Below are 14,821 nucleotides of genomic sequence, written 5' to 3'. Positions count from 1 at the left end.
TGGGCCTTCACCCCCTTCAGTGGCGAGCCGGCACCAGTTCAGGCTTGATCACACCGCTGAGGCGCGCATAGGGGATAGTCATTTCGATCAGCCCCATGGCGTATGGGGCGATGGTGGCGACGTTGTACTTGAGTACCACGCCGCTGCTGGTCAGGGCCACGTTCGGGGTTTTCTGAAACGGCCAGTTCTTTACGAACTCTGGGTCGCGGTCCATCTGCGAGTTGATCAACCAGGTGTTGTGGGCGACCTTCGCGGTGTTCCAGAACGCCTGTTCCTGGCCGGGCAGCAGCATGTCGGCCAGGTTCAGTTCCTTATGCAGCAGGCGTGAATAATTAATGAAGCCGCGCCCCGGCTCGCCGTGGGCGACGCCGGTGTCCAGGTAGCTGGACACTTCAATGATCACCAGTCCGTCATGCTGCTCGCGTACCTTGGCCTGCAAGTACATGCTGTGGCGGTTCGGCGATTCACGCAGGAACTTGTCACGATAGGCATTCAAGGTGGCCGGCACGGCAGCACCCGGGGTGGTGCGGGTCATTTGCAGCAGGCGTTGCTCTACCAGGGTGTCGAGCTGCGGCTCGGCCGGGAAGTGCAGGGTATCGATGTTCACCAGCGGGCAGTCAGGGCTGTCGCAGCCGGGCTTGATCTGCTCCGTTTTATCGGGTGTGGTGTCCAGCGGCTTGAGATGGCCGGGTTGGAACAGGCTTTGGCAGGCACCCAGGGTCAAGGCAATACAGGCCACGGAGGCGATTCTTAAAAGCGACATGTGTGTCCTTCGTAAATCGGTGGAAAGCGAAAAAGAGTAGCGCTTGGACTGCCGACGAGGCCGTCAGTTCGCCACTAGACTGATAAGGGTGAGTTTGACGTCCGCCGCCTGTCCCGGCAACCGGAAAGGGGCTGCATCAACGGGCATTGGCGCGTTAGGATGGCGCGAATTGCACGCAGACATTGAGGAAAAATATGACGGACATTGCCAAGTCCACGCCGAACAGAATCGAGATCGTTCAGCGCGACAATGCCTACCAGGGCTTCTACAAGCTCGATCGCGTGCAATTGCGCCACGAGAAGTTCGATGGCGGCATGAGCCGGGTGATCAACCGCGAAGTCTTCGTGCGTCATGATGCTGTGTGCGTGCTGCCCTACGATCCACAACGTGATGAGGTGGTGTTGATCGAACAGTTCCGCGTCGGCGCCATGGGGCGCGCCGGTAATCCGTGGCTGGTGGAGATGGTCGCCGGCCTGATTGACAAGGACGAACAACCGGAGGAAGTTGCACACCGCGAGGCCGAGGAGGAAGCTGGGTTGACATTCTCCGCGCTGTGGCCGATCACCAAGTATTTTCCTTCGCCCGGCGGCAGTACCGAATTTGTCCACCTGTACCTGGGCCGCTGCGACAGCTCGGGCGCTGGCGGCGTCCATGGATTGGAAGAAGAAGCAGAAGATATCCGCGTTACCGCCTGGGCGTTCGAAGATGCCTTGCAAGCGGTGCGCGACGGCAAGATTTCCAATGCAGCCAGCATCATCGCCCTGCAGTGGCTTGCGCTTAATCGCGCGGAAGTGAGGGGGTTATGGCAGTAAAGGCACGGGAACGTTACCGAGTTGACCTGATCGGGCTGCAAGCCGCCTGCGAGGCCAACTACGCGCGGCTGATGCGCCTGCTCCCCGACATGCGCCACACCCCCGAGGCGCGGCGCATAGCGGTGACCCAGGGTGACCAGATGCTTGGCGTGCTAGCCCTGGAGGTCATCCTCACCTGCCCCTACACCACTACGCTGCGCGTGCGCCAGGAGCACAGTCTGCCTTGGCTGCCGGTGCCGCAATTGGAGGTGCAGGTGTACCACGATGCGCGTATGGCCGAAGTGATCAGCGCCGAGCATGCGCGACGCTTTCGCAGCATCTATCCTTACCCGAATGTGTTCATGCACCAACCCGACGAGAAAGCACAGCTCAATGTGTTCCTCGGGGAATGGCTGAGCCACTGCCTGGCCTTGGGTCATGAGTTTGAAGTCGTGCGGTAGATGTGAACTGCGTCTGCTTGCCCAGCTTTCCTCTTTGTGTCCTGCCCTAGCATAATCGCGCCACCTATCCATTCCAGTGATTGCCTTGGGAGAGCGCCTTGCCGAGCGTATCCAACGTGAACCCCGACGCCAGCGCGTTGTTGGTGCAGCTGTCCGACAGCCATTTGTTCGCCGAGGCGGACACCACCCTATTGGGCATGAATACCCGTGCCAGCTTGCAGCGGGTGATCGAACTGGTGCGCGAGCAACAGCCGCGGATCGATCTGGTGCTGGCCACCGGTGACCTGTCCCAGGACGGCACGCTCAAGTCCTACCAGCAATTTCGTGACATGACCCGGCCGATCGACGCCCCGGCGCGCTGGATCCCGGGCAATCACGACGAGCCGCAGGTCATGGCCCAGGCGGCCGTGCACAGTGATTTGCTCGAGCCGGTGGTGGATATCGGTAACTGGCGCATTACCCTGTTGGACTCGGCCGTACCCGGCTCGGTGCCGGGCTACTTGCAGGACCAGCAACTGCAGCTGCTCGCCCAGGCACTGAGCGAAGCGCCGAACCGTCATCATCTGGTGTGCCTGCACCATCATCCAGTGTCCATCGGTTGTGCGTGGATGGAGCCTATCGGCCTGCGTAATCCCGAGGCGCTGTTTGCCGTGCTTGACCGCTTCCCGCAAGCGCGGGCGCTGCTCTGGGGGCACGTGCACCAGGAGATCGACCGCGAGCGCAACGGGCTGCGGTTACTGGCGTCGCCGTCCACCTGTATCCAGTTCGCGCCGGGCAGCGAGGACTTCCAGGTCAGCGAGCAAGCGCCGGGGTATCGCTGGCTTCGCTTGCATGCCGACGGACGGTTGGAGACTGGGGTGGAACGGCTTCGGGACTTCGCGTTTACCGTCGACTACGGCAGCAACGGCTATTAAGACCTGCAAACACTGATCAAATGTGGGAGGGGGCTTGCTCCCGATGGCGGTGGGTCAGTCACAGCTATTGGGGCTGACACACCGCCATCGGGAGCAAGCCCCCTCCCACATGGGTTCTGCGGTGTCTGGAAGATCGGGTGCTCACACCTCACTCCGATCCCTGTAAACTGCGCCTCTTTGGCCCACGCACGGAGAGCCCGGCATGTCCGCTTCGATCCTGTATATCCACGGTTTCAACAGTGCTCCGGCGTCCAACAAGGCCAGTCAGTTGATCACCGTGATGGGTGCCCTCGGCCTGGCCGACCAACTGCGTGTGCCGGCCCTGCATCACCACCCGCGTCAGGCTATTCCGCAATTGGAGCAGGCCATTGACCAACTGGGGCGGCCGCTGCTGGTCGGCAGCTCACTCGGCGGCTACTATGCAACCCATCTTGCCGAACGCCATGGTCTAAAGGCGCTGCTGGTCAACCCGGCGGTCAGCCCCCATCGGATGTTCGACGGTTACCTGGGCACCCAGAAGAACCTCTACACCGATGAGACCTGGGAATTGACCCACGATCACGTCGCGGCGCTGGCCGAACTTGAAGTACCGGCACCCCAGGATGCCGCGCGTTATCAGGTGTGGTTGCAGACCGGGGATGAAACCCTGGACTATCGCCTCGCCCAGCAGTATTACCGGGCCTGTGCATTGCGCATCCAGGCCGGTGGCGACCATGGTTACCAGGGGTTCGCCGAGCAATTGCCGGCACTGTTGAGCTTTGCCGGCATTGGCGCAGATCAGTATCAATCCTTCGATTTTTCGTCACTGTAGAAAATCGCAGGTCACTTTTTAATCGAACGACTCACGACGAGACCCCATGGCCACTCCCAGCGCTAGCTCTTATAACGCCGACGCCATCGAAGTCCTCTCGGGCCTCGACCCGGTGCGCAAACGTCCCGGTATGTACACCGACACCAGTCGGCCGAACCACCTTGCCCAGGAAGTCATCGACAACAGCGTCGACGAAGCCTTGGCCGGGCACGCGAAGTCGGTGCAAGTCATCCTTCATGCCGACCACTCCCTTGAAGTGTCCGACGATGGTCGCGGCATGCCGGTGGACATTCACCCGGAAGAGGGCGTGTCGGGCGTCGAGCTGATCCTCACCAAGCTGCACGCCGGCGGCAAGTTCTCCAACAAGAACTACCAGTTCTCCGGTGGTTTGCACGGTGTGGGTATTTCCGTGGTCAACGCGCTGTCGACTCAGGTGCGGGTCAAGGTCAAGCGCGACGGCAACGAGTACCAGATGACCTTCGCCGATGGCTATAAAGCCACCGAGCTGGAAGTGGTTGGCACCGTTGGCAAGCGCAACACCGGCACCAGCGTGTACTTCGCCCCGGACCCGAAATACTTCGATTCGCCGAAATTCTCCATCAGCCGCCTCAAGCATGTGCTCAAGGCCAAGGCTGTGTTGTGCCCGGGTCTATTGGTCAGCTTTGAAGACAAGGGCACCGGCGAGAAGGTCGAGTGGCACTACGAAGACGGCCTGCGCTCGTATCTCGAAGACTCTGTCAGCGACTTCGAACGCCTGCCCAACGAGCCGTTCTGCGGCAGCCTGGCGGGTAATAAGGAAGCCGTCGACTGGGCGCTGCTGTGGTTGCCCGAAGGTGGCGACAGCGTACAGGAAAGCTACGTCAACCTGATCCCCACCGCCCAGGGCGGCACCCATGTCAACGGTTTGCGCCAGGGCTTGCTGGACGCCATGCGCGAATTCTGCGAATACCGCAGCCTGTTGCCGCGTGGTGTGAAGCTGGCGCCGGAAGACGTATGGGAGCGCATCGCGTTCGTGCTGTCGATGAAGATGCAAGAGCCGCAATTTTCCGGCCAGACCAAGGAGCGGCTGTCGTCCCGTGAAGCGGCAGCGTTTGTCTCCGGTGTGGTCAAGGACGCTTTCAGCCTGTGGCTCAACGAGCACCCGGAACTGGGCCTGGCCCTGGCCGAATTGGCGATCAACAACGCCGGCCGGCGCTTGAAGGCCAGCAAAAAGGTCGAGCGCAAGCGCATCACCCAGGGCCCGGCATTGCCGGGCAAGCTGGCCGATTGCGCCGGGCAGGACCCGATGCGCTCCGAGCTGTTCCTGGTCGAAGGTGACTCCGCCGGCGGTTCCGCCAAGCAAGCGCGGGACAAGGAGTTCCAGGCGATCCTGCCGCTGCGCGGCAAGATCCTCAACACCTGGGAAGTCGACGGCAGCGAAGTGCTGGCCAGTCAGGAAGTGCATAACATCGCCGTGGCTATCGGGGTCGACCCGGGTGCGGCGGACATGAGCCAACTGCGCTACGGCAAGATCTGTATCCTCGCCGACGCCGACTCCGACGGCCTGCACATCGCCACCTTGCTGTGCGCGTTGTTCGTGCAGCATTTCCGCCCGTTGGTGGATGCCGGTCACGTCTACGTCGCCATGCCGCCGCTGTATCGCATCGACCTAGGCAAGGAGATTTTCTACGCTCTGGACGAAGCCGAGCGCGATGGCATCCTCGATCGCCTGGTGGCCGAGAAGAAACGCGGTAAGCCTCAGGTCACGCGATTCAAGGGCCTAGGTGAGATGAACCCGCCCCAACTGCGCGAAACCACCATGGACCCGAACACCCGGCGCCTGGTGCAGTTGACCCTGGAAGACTTCGCCGGCACGTCGGAAATGATGGACATGCTGCTGGCGAAGAAGCGTGCGCCGGATCGCAAGGCCTGGCTGGAATCCAAAGGCAACCTGGCCGAGGTTCTGGGCTGATGCGCACAGGCTTCGCCCTGGCAATCCTGATGTTGAGCGGGCTGGCGGCCACCCAGGTGGTTGCCGCGCCCGTGGCGGAGCTCAAGTTGGTGTCCGAGCACCCGGTGGACGGCATGCGCGGCGGTAACCTTTCGGGCCTGGCGTTGTGTGGCAAGGAACTGTGGACGGTTTCTGATCGGGATGACGATCAGATCTACCGGCTGGATACCGGCGCGCCGACCTGGAACGCCGAAGCGGTGCAGATCGATGTGCCACCCGTGCCCGAGTCCGGTCTGCCTTGGGGGTTGCGTTCGCGCACCAAGGCCGCTTCGTTCATTCGCGGCGGTGACCTGGATTTTGAAGGCATCAGCTGTGATGCCGTGGGTAATCGCTACATTGTCAGCGAAGCCCATGCGGCGGTGTTGCAGGTCCCGGCGACTGGCGCGCCCGAATGGTTGAAAATTGCCCCTGGCATGGTGCGCGAAGCACGGGCCAGTGGCATGTTGCTGCACTTCAATGCCTTGTTCGAAGGCCTGGCGGTGAACCCCGAAGGCAATCAGATCTGGCTGGCCGCCGAGCGTGAACGCCGCGGCTTGATCTCGATCAAGCGTGGCCAGAGCGTATGGGATTGCGACGGCGCCTGTGTGTTGTTGAGTGAGGCCGGCCAGGAAGTGCAGCCGGCGCAGTTCACCAACGCCAAGGCGGTATCCAAGGACTTTGCCGACCTGGCGCTGTTCAACGGCAAGCTGTTTACCCTGGAGCGCAATGCGTTCCAGATTTGCCGGCGCGATACGCTCACGGCCAAGGTCGAGCTGTGCTGGTCGTTTGCCGACCAGATGCTCACGCCGCCGCGACGTTATGCACAGGCTTATGGACTGGCCGAAGCCCTGGTGGTGGATGCCGACGGCGCGTGGATCGGTATCGACAATAATTTTGGCCCCCGCGCCGATGGTGAAAAACGCCCCATGGTCTATCGTTTCGCCGCCCCCGACGGTGGCTGGAGCGCCCAGCCATGAGCCCGCAGTTTTTTCAAATGACCCGGCGCAGCGGCAGTTCCGCTGCGCGTTACCCAACAATGATGAGGCCCGCATGAGTGACATCCTCGCAGACAGCTTAGATGGCGTAGAACGCCGGTCGCTGGCTGACTTCACCGAAAATGCCTACCTCAACTACTCCATGTACGTGATCATGGACCGTGCCTTGCCGCATATCGGCGACGGCCTGAAACCCGTGCAACGGCGCATCATCTATGCCATGAGTGAGTTGGGCCTGGACGCCGATTCCAAGCACAAGAAGTCGGCGCGTACCGTCGGTGACGTGCTCGGTAAGTTCCACCCCCACGGCGATTCGGCGTGCTATGAGGCCATGGTGCTGATGGCCCAGCCGTTCAGCTACCGCTACACCCTGGTGGACGGCCAGGGCAACTGGGGGGCGCCGGATGATCCCAAGTCCTTCGCTGCCATGCGTTATACCGAGGCGCGGTTGTCGCGTTACTCCGAAGTACTGCTCAGCGAATTGGGCCAGGGCACTGCGAACTGGGGTCCGAACTTTGACGGAACCCTCGACGAACCTTTGGTATTGCCGGCACGTTTGCCGAATATCCTGCTCAATGGCACCACGGGTATCGCGGTCGGCATGGCCACCGACGTACCGCCGCACAACCTGCGCGAAGTCGCCACTGCCTGCGTGCGCTTGCTGGATGAGCCCAAGGCTACGGTCGAGCAGCTTTGCGAGCATATCCAGGGCCCGGATTACCCGACCGAAGCGGAAATCATCACGCCCCGTGCCGACCTGTTGAAGATGTACGAAACCGGCAAGGGCTCGGTGCGCATGCGCGCCGTGTACCACATCGAAGACGGCGACATCATCGTCACCGCGCTGCCGCACCAGGTGTCCGGTGCCAAGGTGCTGGAGCAGATCGCCGCATTGATGCAGGCCAAGCCATCGAAACTGCCCCAAGTGACCGACCTGCGTGACGAGTCCGACCATGAGAACCCGTGCCGCATCGTGATCATCCCGACCAATAGCCGGGTGGATCATGAAGTGTTGATGCAGCATTTGTTTGCCAGCACCGACCTGGAGTCCAGCTATCGGGTCAACGTCAATATCATCGGCCTGGACGGCAAGCCGCAGTTGAAGAACCTGCGCAATCTGCTGGTGGAATGGCTGGAGTTCCGCGTACAAACCGTGCGCCGCCGCCTGCAATTCCGCCTCGACAAGGTTGAGCGCCGCTTGCACCTGTTGGACGGTTTGCTGATTGCCTACCTGAACCTGGATGAAGTGATCCATATCATCCGTACCGCCGAGCACCCGAAGGCCGAGCTGATCGCGCGTTTCGAGCTGAGTGAAATCCAGGCTGACTATATTCTCGACACCCGCTTGCGCCAGTTGGCGCGCCTGGAAGAAATGAAGCTGCGCGACGAGCAAGACGCGCTGCTCAAGGAGCAAGCCAAGCTGCAGGCGCTGTTGGGCAGCGAAGCCAAGCTCAAGAAGCTGGTGCGCAGTGAGTTGATCAAAGACGCCGAAACCTACGGCGATGACCGCCGTTCGCCTATCGTCGAGCGTGCTGAAGCGAAGGCGCTGACAGAAACCGAGCTGTTGCCTAACGAGAAAATTACCGTCGTTCTGTCGGAAAAGGGTTGGGTTCGTTCCGCCAAAGGGCATGATATTGACGCCACCGGCCTTTCGTACAAAGCTGGTGATGGCTTCAAGACCGCTGCGGCCGGGCGTTCCAACCAGTTCGCGGTGTTTATCGACTCGACCGGGCGCAGTTATTCGGTGCCGGCCCACACCCTGCCATCTGCACGAGGGCAGGGCGAGCCGTTGACCGGGCGCCTAACGCCACCACCGGGGGCGAATTTCGAGTGCGTGTTGCTGCCGGACGATGATTCACTGTACGTCATCGCCTCCGACGCCGGTTACGGTTTCGTGGTCAAGGGGGAAGACCTGCAGGCCAAGAACAAGGCGGGCAAGGCTTTGTTGAGCCTGCCGAACAACGCCAAGGTGATTCTGCCGAGGCCGGTGGATGATCGTGAGAGCAACTGGCTGGCTTCGGTGACCACCGAAGGGCGTTTGCTGGTGTTCAAGATCAGCGATTTGCCGCAGCTGGGCAAAGGCAAGGGCAACAAGATTATCGGCATTCCCGGCGACCGGGTGGCCAGTCGCGAAGAGTACGTGACCGACATCGCGGTGGTCCCGGAAGGCTCTACCCTGGTGCTCCAGGCCGGCAAGCGCACGTTGTCATTGCGCCCTGACGACCTGGAACACTACAAGGGCGAACGCGGTCGGCGTGGTAATAAACTGCCTCGCGGCTTCCAGCGAGTGGACGCCTTGCTGGTGGAAACGCCGGTTTAAGCTGTACTAGAGGCCTCGATCTACGATTTAACGCGTAGATCGACGCTTTCGCGCTGGAGTCATGGCGCATATTCACGGATGATATGGCCTTTCCAGCGCCGGCGTGGCCGAGCGTGTCAGGTTATTTTTAGTATTACATTGTGGTTCGCCTTGTGGCAGCCACCTGGATGGGATGATGACTGCTCCACGCCTTCCTCTATTTTTGATGCTCGCTGGCCTTTTGGGGCTGGCGGGTTGCAGCACGCACCAGCCAGTGTCGCTGTACCAGCTGGACAGCGGAAGTCCGGCTCAGCCAGCCCAGACAGCGGGCATGGCGGTATTGCTTGGCCCGGTAGTCGTTGCCGATTACCTGCAACGTGAAACCCTGCTACAACGTCAGAACGACGGCAGCCTGCAAGGTTCCACCGATGGTCGTTGGGCGGGCAGCCTGTCGTCCGATATCAATCAACTGATGTTGCGCCAGGTGGCCGGCCAACTGGACAGCCAGCGCGTAGTGCTGGCACCGGGGCCATCCGGGTTTACTCCGGATGTGCAGGTGCTGTTGACGATCACGCGGCTTGACTCCGGCAAGTCGCAACCCGCGATCCTGGATGCACAGTGGCGCCTGATCGACCGTCGCGGGCAAGTGCGGGATAACCGCATCGTGCACCTGCAGGAAGAGCATGCCGGCACCACCGCCTCCCAGGTCCAGGCCCAGGGTGTGTTGTTGCAGCACTTGGCGCAGCAGTTGTCGGTGGCGCTCAAGCCACTGGCCAACCAACCGCCGGTCGCTGCCGAGACACCCCGCAAACAGGCTTCCCAGCCCAAGCCTGCTGCCCCGGAAAAGCCGAAGATGCCGATGGCTACCCCGATTCGCACGGATCTGGAAGTGTTCAGGTTCTGATCTGGATCCCGCACCCAGCAAAAAGGCCCGCATACTCTGCGGGCCTTTTTGCTGGGTGGAGAAGATCCAAATGTGGGAGGGGGCTTGCCCCCGATGGCGGCAGTTCAGTTAATGATGTGCCAACTGATACTCCGCTATCGGGGGCAAGCCCCCTCCCACAAGGTACCTGCGGTGTTCGTCAGGGTTTGCGGGTCTCATGCATGCGCGCCAACTGACGTTCCAGCATCGACGGATATGGCTCCATCAACCGCTCTACACAGCTGGCCCCTTCAGGGCTGGCAATCGGGCGGATGCGGGCGCGTTGGCGGATCAGCGCGTCCTCACTGATCTTGCGTTCCACCAACAGCAGGTTGCGGCTGTGTTGGGACAAGGCCAGGGCATCCTGGGCGATTTCGGTCAGCAGCAGGTCGATCTGGCTCATGCCAAACAGGTCATCGCCCACCGTCAAGCCCAGCTGCAGTTGCAGGGTGATGCCGCTATCGGCCACTTCAATCTGCAAGGCATGGCCCAGGGCGCGCAACAGCTCGCCGCAGCAGATTGCATTGGTCAGGTAATCTTCGCCGCTGTCTTCGCTGTGGAACAGCATCAGCGTGCTGCCATCGTTAAGGGTATGTAATTCGCTCTGGTACAGCGAGGCGGCCTGGTCGAGGCAGTCGCGGTAGCGTTCGAGCAGCTCGGTCAGGCGCGCACGCGGCAGGCGGCGCAGTTGCTCCTGGGCTCCCAGTTGCACGGCGAGTACGGCGCTGTGCTGTGGCTCGGTGTTCCTTTCCACCGCTACCGGCTTTGGCGCAGCAGCTGGGGCCACGGCCGAGGTATCGCGCAGGTCGGCGAACGGGTCTTCGTCGTCCAGCTCGTCTTCTTCGGCCTTGATCACATGGCGCGGCCCTGGCTTCAGGCCGGCTACCGGCGCGCTTTCGTCGAAGCCTGGGTCGCGCAGGTCGCGTACTTCAAACTCAGGCTCGTCGTTGTAGTCGTCGCTGTCGTCGTACTCTGGCTCTGGTTCGACTTCCGGCTCTTTAGGTTCCGGTGCAAAGCTGGTGTGAAGCTGGCGTGCGAGGTCGCCGATTTCGTCCTGGCGATCAGTGGCCGGGGTGTGTTCGTCGATATCCCGCAGCCAGATACGCAGTTGCATCAGCGGCGTGGAGATATGCCGCCCCAGGCGCAAGCTCAAGGCCAGGGCCAGGGCCAGCAGGATTGCGCTCAGGATGCCCATGCTCTGCAGGCTGATGGTCATCGGCTGCTGGAATTGCTGCATATCAAGGCTGATACGCAGTTGGCCGGCCTTCACATCCTGAAAGGTGATATTGCTCTGGTACAGGCCCTCGGCTTCACCCAACAGGCCGTTCTTCGGGCGTTGCCCGGCCTCGGCCATGATCCGGTTGTCCACGCTATAGATAGCGGCATGGGCCACCAGCGGGTTCTTGGTCAGGTTGTTGAGCAGTACGTTGAGGCTGAGGATGTCGTTGGACACCAGCAACTCAGTGGCCGACGTGGCGGTCTGGGTCGTCAGGCTCTCGCCCAGGGCATCGGCTTGCTCATGCATGGCCTGCTTGAACTGCAAACCCATCACGCAGGCGTAGATCACCAGGGCCAAAGCGACCAGGATCACGTTATGGCTGGCGATGCGTAATGCGATCGGTACACGGCGGTGGCGCAGTGCCCGGAAGATCAGCAGGAAGAAGTTATCGGTTTTTACTGGCGTGGGCCGGTTCACTTGCGCTCGGCTCTTGGTCCGTGAAGTTGACGCGCAGTATAGCGACAGGCCCTTGGCCGGCAAAGCGCTGGCTGTGCCCGATGGTCACTGAAAGTGGGTAGAATGCGGTTTTTTTCCAGCCTGGGGGTGCGCTTTGCGCGAAATTGTCCTGATCAACATCACAGGTCTTGACCGACCGGGTCTCACCGCGGCCATTACCGGCGTCCTGGCCCAGGGTGGTGTGAACATTCTCGACATCGGCCAGGCGGTGATCCATGACACTCTGTCGTTCGGCATCCTGGTGGAAATCCCCAGCACCGAGCAGGCCTCGTCGGTACTCAAGGACATCCTGTTTACGGCCTATAAGCTGGATCAACAGGTGCGTTTCACTCCGGTGTCCGAAGAGGACTACCAGCACTGGGTACAAGGCCAGGGCAAAAAGCGCCATATCGTCACCCTGTTGACCCGCAAGGTCACTGCCGAGCAGTTGCAACGTGTCAGCTCCATTACCGCGCAGTACGGTTTGAATATCGACCATATCGACCGTCTGTCGGGTCGCATGCCATTGGATACCCCCGCTGATAAGGGCAAGGGCTGCATCGAGTTCTCCGTGCGCGGCGAACCGGCCGATGCGCAAGCGCTACGTGCCGAATTCCTCAGCGTGGCCCAGGAGCTGAATGTCGATATCGCCTTCCAGGAAGATTCGCTGTTCCGTCGCAACCGTCGCCTGGCGGTTTTCGACATGGACTCCACCCTGATCGAAGCCGAAGTCATTGACGAGTTGGCCAAGGCGGCCGGTGTGGGCGAGCAAGTGTCCGCGATTACCGAGCGGGCGATGGCCGGTGAGCTGGATTTTCGGGCCAGCTTCAAGGAGCGTCTGGCGTTGCTCAAGGGCCTGGACGTGAGTGTGCTGGATTCCATCGGCGCGTCACTGCGCCTGACCGAGGGCGCTGAAACCCTGTTTGCCGAACTCAAGCGCCTGGGCTACAAGACCGCCATCCTGTCGGGCGGCTTCACCTACTTCGCCAAGCAGTTGCAGGCGAAGTTGGGCATTGACTATGTATTTGCCAACGAGCTGGAAGTGGTGGATGGCAAGGTGACCGGATTGGCCGTCGAGCCGATTGTCGATGCGCAGCGCAAGGCGGATCTGCTCAAGGAACTGGCCCACAAGGAAGGCTTGCGCCTGGAGCAGACCATTGCGGTCGGCGATGGCGCCAATGACCTGCCGATGCTGGCGATTGCCGGGCTGGGTGTGGCGTTTCGCGCCAAGCCGTTGGTCAAGCAATCTGCCAAGCAAGCGATCTCGACCTTGGGTCTGGATGGCGTGCTGTATCTGCTGGGCTTGCGCGACCGCGACGGTCAGCTCTGAAACATGTGGGAGGGGGCTTGCCCCCGATGGCAGGGTATCAGTCAATACATGAGTAACTGAACCACCGCTATCGGGGGCAAGCCCCTTCCAACATTTTGTTCCTCACATGGTTCGAATCAGGCTTTAGGTGTGGCGATAGCCTGGCCCATCTGCACCGGCGAGCCCGCCAACAGTGCTTCGGTCCATTTCACCTGCTCCGGTCCGAACAGCACGATGGCGGTCGAGCCCAGCTTGAAGCGACCCATCTCTGCACCTTTTTCCAGGTGAATCGGTGCGCGGGCAGCTTCGTCGTAGCGGAAGGTTTTCAGCTCACGCTTGGGCGGCGTCACCAGGCCGGCCCACACAGTTTCAATCGACGCCACAATCATCGCGCCCACCAGCACCAAGGCCATCGGGCCGCGCTCGGTGTCGAACAGGCAAACAACCCGCTCGTTACGCGCAAACAGCTCCGGCACGTTTTCGGCGGTGGTCTGGTTGACCGAGAAAATCCGCCCTGGCACGTACACCATCTCGCGCAAGGTACCGGCCAGTGGCATGTGCACGCGGTGGTAGTCCTTCGGCGACAGATAAATAGTGGCGAAGTCGCCACCCATGAATGGTGCAGCCAGTGCCGCGTCGCCGCCGAGCAGTTCCAGCACGCTGAAGCTGTGGCCCTTGGCCTGGAAGATGCGGCCATGCTCGATCGGTCCTACCTGGCTGACGGCGCCGTCGGCCGGGCTGAGTACCGCGCCTGGGGTCGAGTCCAGCGGGCGGGCGTCGTCTTTCAAGGCGCGGGTGAAGAAGGCGTTGAAGTGCTCGTAGGCGGTCAGGTCTTCAACCAGGGCCTGGGACATGTCCACTTGGTAGCGCTTGGCGAACCAGGCGGTGAAGGCGTTCTTGAACCAGCGCACGCGGCATTCGGCAATGCAGCCGGCCAAGCGTGAGAGCAAGTGGTGCGGGAGCAAATACTGGCTGAGGATAAACAACTGCTTTTTCATAACTGTCCTTAAACCTTAAATCTCAACGGGGGTGTCGGGGTGGTTGCCCCATTCGCCCCAGGAACCGGCATAACCTTTGACTCGCGGATAACCGAGCGCCTTGGCCACCAGGTAGGTGAAGCCAGAGCGGTGGTGAGTCTGGCAATGGGTGATGATTTCTTTGTCGCGGGTCAGCCCGAGGTCTTCGAGGACCTGCGGCATGTCACGGCGGATACGGAGGTTGCGCGCCTTGTCCATGCCGGCGGTCCATTCGAAATTTACCGCGCCGGGGATGTGACCGCCTTTGGCCGCAAGCATTTTCTCGCCGGAATACTCCAGCGGGCCGCGGGCGTCCCAGATACCCAGGTCGGCGGCGCCGAGACGGCTTTGCAGGTATTCGCGGGTGGCGGTGGGGCCATCGTGCAGCGTTAGGCTGACCGGGCCGCCGACGGGGGCGGGGGCTTCGGTGGAGAGGGGGAGCCCTTCCTCGAGCCACGCCAGCAGGCCGCCGTCGAGGTAGTGATATTTCGGGTGGCCGATCACGTCGAGCATCCAGATAAAGCGCCCGGCCCAGCCGCCGCCTTCGTCGTCATAGACCACGTAGGTCGCGTCCGGGGTGTGGCCCAGTTCGCCGAACAGTTTTTCCAGGTCGGCTTGGCTGGGCAATAGGCCGGGTGCCGGGGGCTGGCCCAGTTGGGTGCGTTTGGGGTCAACGAAATGCGCGCCGGGGATATGCCCTGCGGCGTAGCGGGCGGCACTGGTGAGGTCCACGACAATCAGGTGTTCGGCATCAAGGCGGCCAAGCAGATCGCTGGATTCGATCACCAGCGGCAAGCCAGAGAAGTCAGGCATGTGAGGTCTCCTGGGCACAAATGTTGGCGATTAAAGACGGCGAT

General features: G+C 61.5%; 13 protein-coding genes. 9 read left to right on the top strand and 4 right to left on the bottom strand.

The window, feature by feature from the left end:
* Window positions 1-16: 16 nt before the first annotated feature.
* Window positions 17-763 (bottom strand): RsiV family protein, encoded by a 747-nt coding sequence (locus NMB39_RS26295; RefSeq protein WP_057023443.1) that lies wholly within the window; start codon window positions 761-763, stop codon window positions 17-19.
* A 194-nt stretch (window positions 764-957) separates the two neighbouring features.
* On the opposite strand from NMB39_RS26295, the gene NMB39_RS26290 reads away from it, so the two are divergent.
* The 8 genes from NMB39_RS26290 (at window position 958) to NMB39_RS26255 (ending at window position 9,907) form a co-directional block, all read left to right on the top strand.
* A complete protein-coding gene (locus NMB39_RS26290) occupies window positions 958-1,575 on the top strand; it encodes an NUDIX domain-containing protein (RefSeq protein WP_057010717.1) in 618 nt (205 codons plus the stop codon).
* Complete coding sequence (locus NMB39_RS26285) at window positions 1,566-2,015, top strand: DUF1249 domain-containing protein (RefSeq protein ID WP_057010718.1); 450 nt, start codon at window positions 1,566-1,568, stop codon at window positions 2,013-2,015. Before NMB39_RS26290 ends, NMB39_RS26285 begins: the two co-directional genes overlap by 10 nt.
* Before the next feature lie 98 nt (window positions 2,016-2,113).
* Window positions 2,114-2,929: a 3',5'-cyclic-AMP phosphodiesterase gene (gene cpdA, locus NMB39_RS26280; RefSeq protein WP_057023442.1), complete on the top strand. Its 816-nt coding sequence runs from the start codon at window positions 2,114-2,116 to the stop codon at window positions 2,927-2,929.
* Between the two features lie 202 nt (window positions 2,930-3,131).
* On the top strand, window positions 3,132-3,740 hold the full coding sequence (locus tag NMB39_RS26275) for a YqiA/YcfP family alpha/beta fold hydrolase (RefSeq protein WP_057023441.1): 609 nt from the start codon (window positions 3,132-3,134) through the stop codon (window positions 3,738-3,740).
* Window positions 3,741-3,786: 46 nt separating this feature from the next.
* Window positions 3,787-5,691, top strand: a complete 1,905-nt coding sequence (parE, locus tag NMB39_RS26270) for a DNA topoisomerase IV subunit B (RefSeq protein ID WP_046070629.1) — start codon at window positions 3,787-3,789, stop codon at window positions 5,689-5,691.
* Window positions 5,691-6,686 (top strand): esterase-like activity of phytase family protein, encoded by a 996-nt coding sequence (locus tag NMB39_RS26265; RefSeq protein WP_046070630.1) that lies wholly within the window; start codon window positions 5,691-5,693, stop codon window positions 6,684-6,686. The genes parE and NMB39_RS26265 overlap by 1 nt, the downstream gene beginning before the upstream one ends.
* Window positions 6,687-6,759: 73 nt before the next feature.
* On the top strand, window positions 6,760-9,024 hold the full coding sequence (gene parC, locus NMB39_RS26260) for a DNA topoisomerase IV subunit A (RefSeq protein WP_057023439.1): 2,265 nt from the start codon (window positions 6,760-6,762) through the stop codon (window positions 9,022-9,024).
* A gap of 172 nt (window positions 9,025-9,196) precedes the next feature.
* The gene (locus NMB39_RS26255; protein WP_043047900.1) at window positions 9,197-9,907 is read left to right on the top strand and encodes a PqiC family protein; all 711 of its coding nucleotides are present in this window, start codon (window positions 9,197-9,199) and stop codon (window positions 9,905-9,907) included.
* A 178-nt stretch (window positions 9,908-10,085) separates the two neighbouring features.
* Here NMB39_RS26255 and NMB39_RS26250 read toward each other — a convergent pair whose 3' ends face one another.
* The gene (locus NMB39_RS26250) at window positions 10,086-11,621 is read right to left on the bottom strand and encodes an AhpA/YtjB family protein (RefSeq protein ID WP_057023438.1); all 1,536 of its coding nucleotides are present in this window, start codon (window positions 11,619-11,621) and stop codon (window positions 10,086-10,088) included.
* 133 nt (window positions 11,622-11,754) lie between these two features.
* On the opposite strand from NMB39_RS26250, the gene serB reads away from it, so the two are divergent.
* Complete coding sequence (gene serB, locus NMB39_RS26245) at window positions 11,755-12,969, top strand: phosphoserine phosphatase SerB (RefSeq protein ID WP_057023437.1); 1,215 nt, start codon at window positions 11,755-11,757, stop codon at window positions 12,967-12,969.
* A gap of 116 nt (window positions 12,970-13,085) precedes the next feature.
* Here serB and asd read toward each other — a convergent pair whose 3' ends face one another.
* Window positions 13,086-13,946: an archaetidylserine decarboxylase gene (asd, locus tag NMB39_RS26240; RefSeq protein ID WP_306956922.1), complete on the bottom strand. Its 861-nt coding sequence runs from the start codon at window positions 13,944-13,946 to the stop codon at window positions 13,086-13,088.
* 15 nt (window positions 13,947-13,961) lie between these two features.
* Window positions 13,962-14,777, bottom strand: coding sequence for a rhodanese-like domain-containing protein (locus NMB39_RS26235; RefSeq protein WP_057023435.1), 816 nt, complete (start codon window positions 14,775-14,777; stop codon window positions 13,962-13,964).
* Window positions 14,778-14,821: the final 44 nt, after the last annotated feature.

The organism is Pseudomonas sp. FBCC-B545 (assembly GCF_059134095.1).
This window is presented reverse-complemented; position numbering and strand designations above follow the sequence as displayed.

What these genes read in the sequence shown, in the direction of transcription:
- NMB39_RS26295 (WP_057023443.1), bottom strand. Translation starts at nt 763, where the DNA reads ATGTCGCTTTTAAGAATCGCCTCCGTGGCCTGTATTGCCTTGACCCTG.
- NMB39_RS26290 (WP_057010717.1), top strand. Translation starts at nt 958, where the DNA reads ATGACGGACATTGCCAAGTCCACGCCGAACAGAATCGAGATCGTTCAG.
- NMB39_RS26285 (WP_057010718.1), top strand. Translation starts at nt 1,566, where the DNA reads ATGGCAGTAAAGGCACGGGAACGTTACCGAGTTGACCTGATCGGGCTG.
- NMB39_RS26275 (WP_057023441.1), top strand. Translation starts at nt 3,132, where the DNA reads ATGTCCGCTTCGATCCTGTATATCCACGGTTTCAACAGTGCTCCGGCG.
- parE (WP_046070629.1), top strand. Translation starts at nt 3,787, where the DNA reads ATGGCCACTCCCAGCGCTAGCTCTTATAACGCCGACGCCATCGAAGTC.
- NMB39_RS26265 (WP_046070630.1), top strand. Translation starts at nt 5,691, where the DNA reads ATGCGCACAGGCTTCGCCCTGGCAATCCTGATGTTGAGCGGGCTGGCG.
- parC (WP_057023439.1), top strand. Translation starts at nt 6,760, where the DNA reads ATGAGTGACATCCTCGCAGACAGCTTAGATGGCGTAGAACGCCGGTCG.
- NMB39_RS26255 (WP_043047900.1), top strand. Translation starts at nt 9,197, where the DNA reads ATGATGACTGCTCCACGCCTTCCTCTATTTTTGATGCTCGCTGGCCTT.
- asd (WP_306956922.1), bottom strand. Translation starts at nt 13,946, where the DNA reads ATGAAAAAGCAGTTGTTTATCCTCAGCCAGTATTTGCTCCCGCACCAC.
- NMB39_RS26235 (WP_057023435.1), bottom strand. Translation starts at nt 14,777, where the DNA reads ATGCCTGACTTCTCTGGCTTGCCGCTGGTGATCGAATCCAGCGATCTG.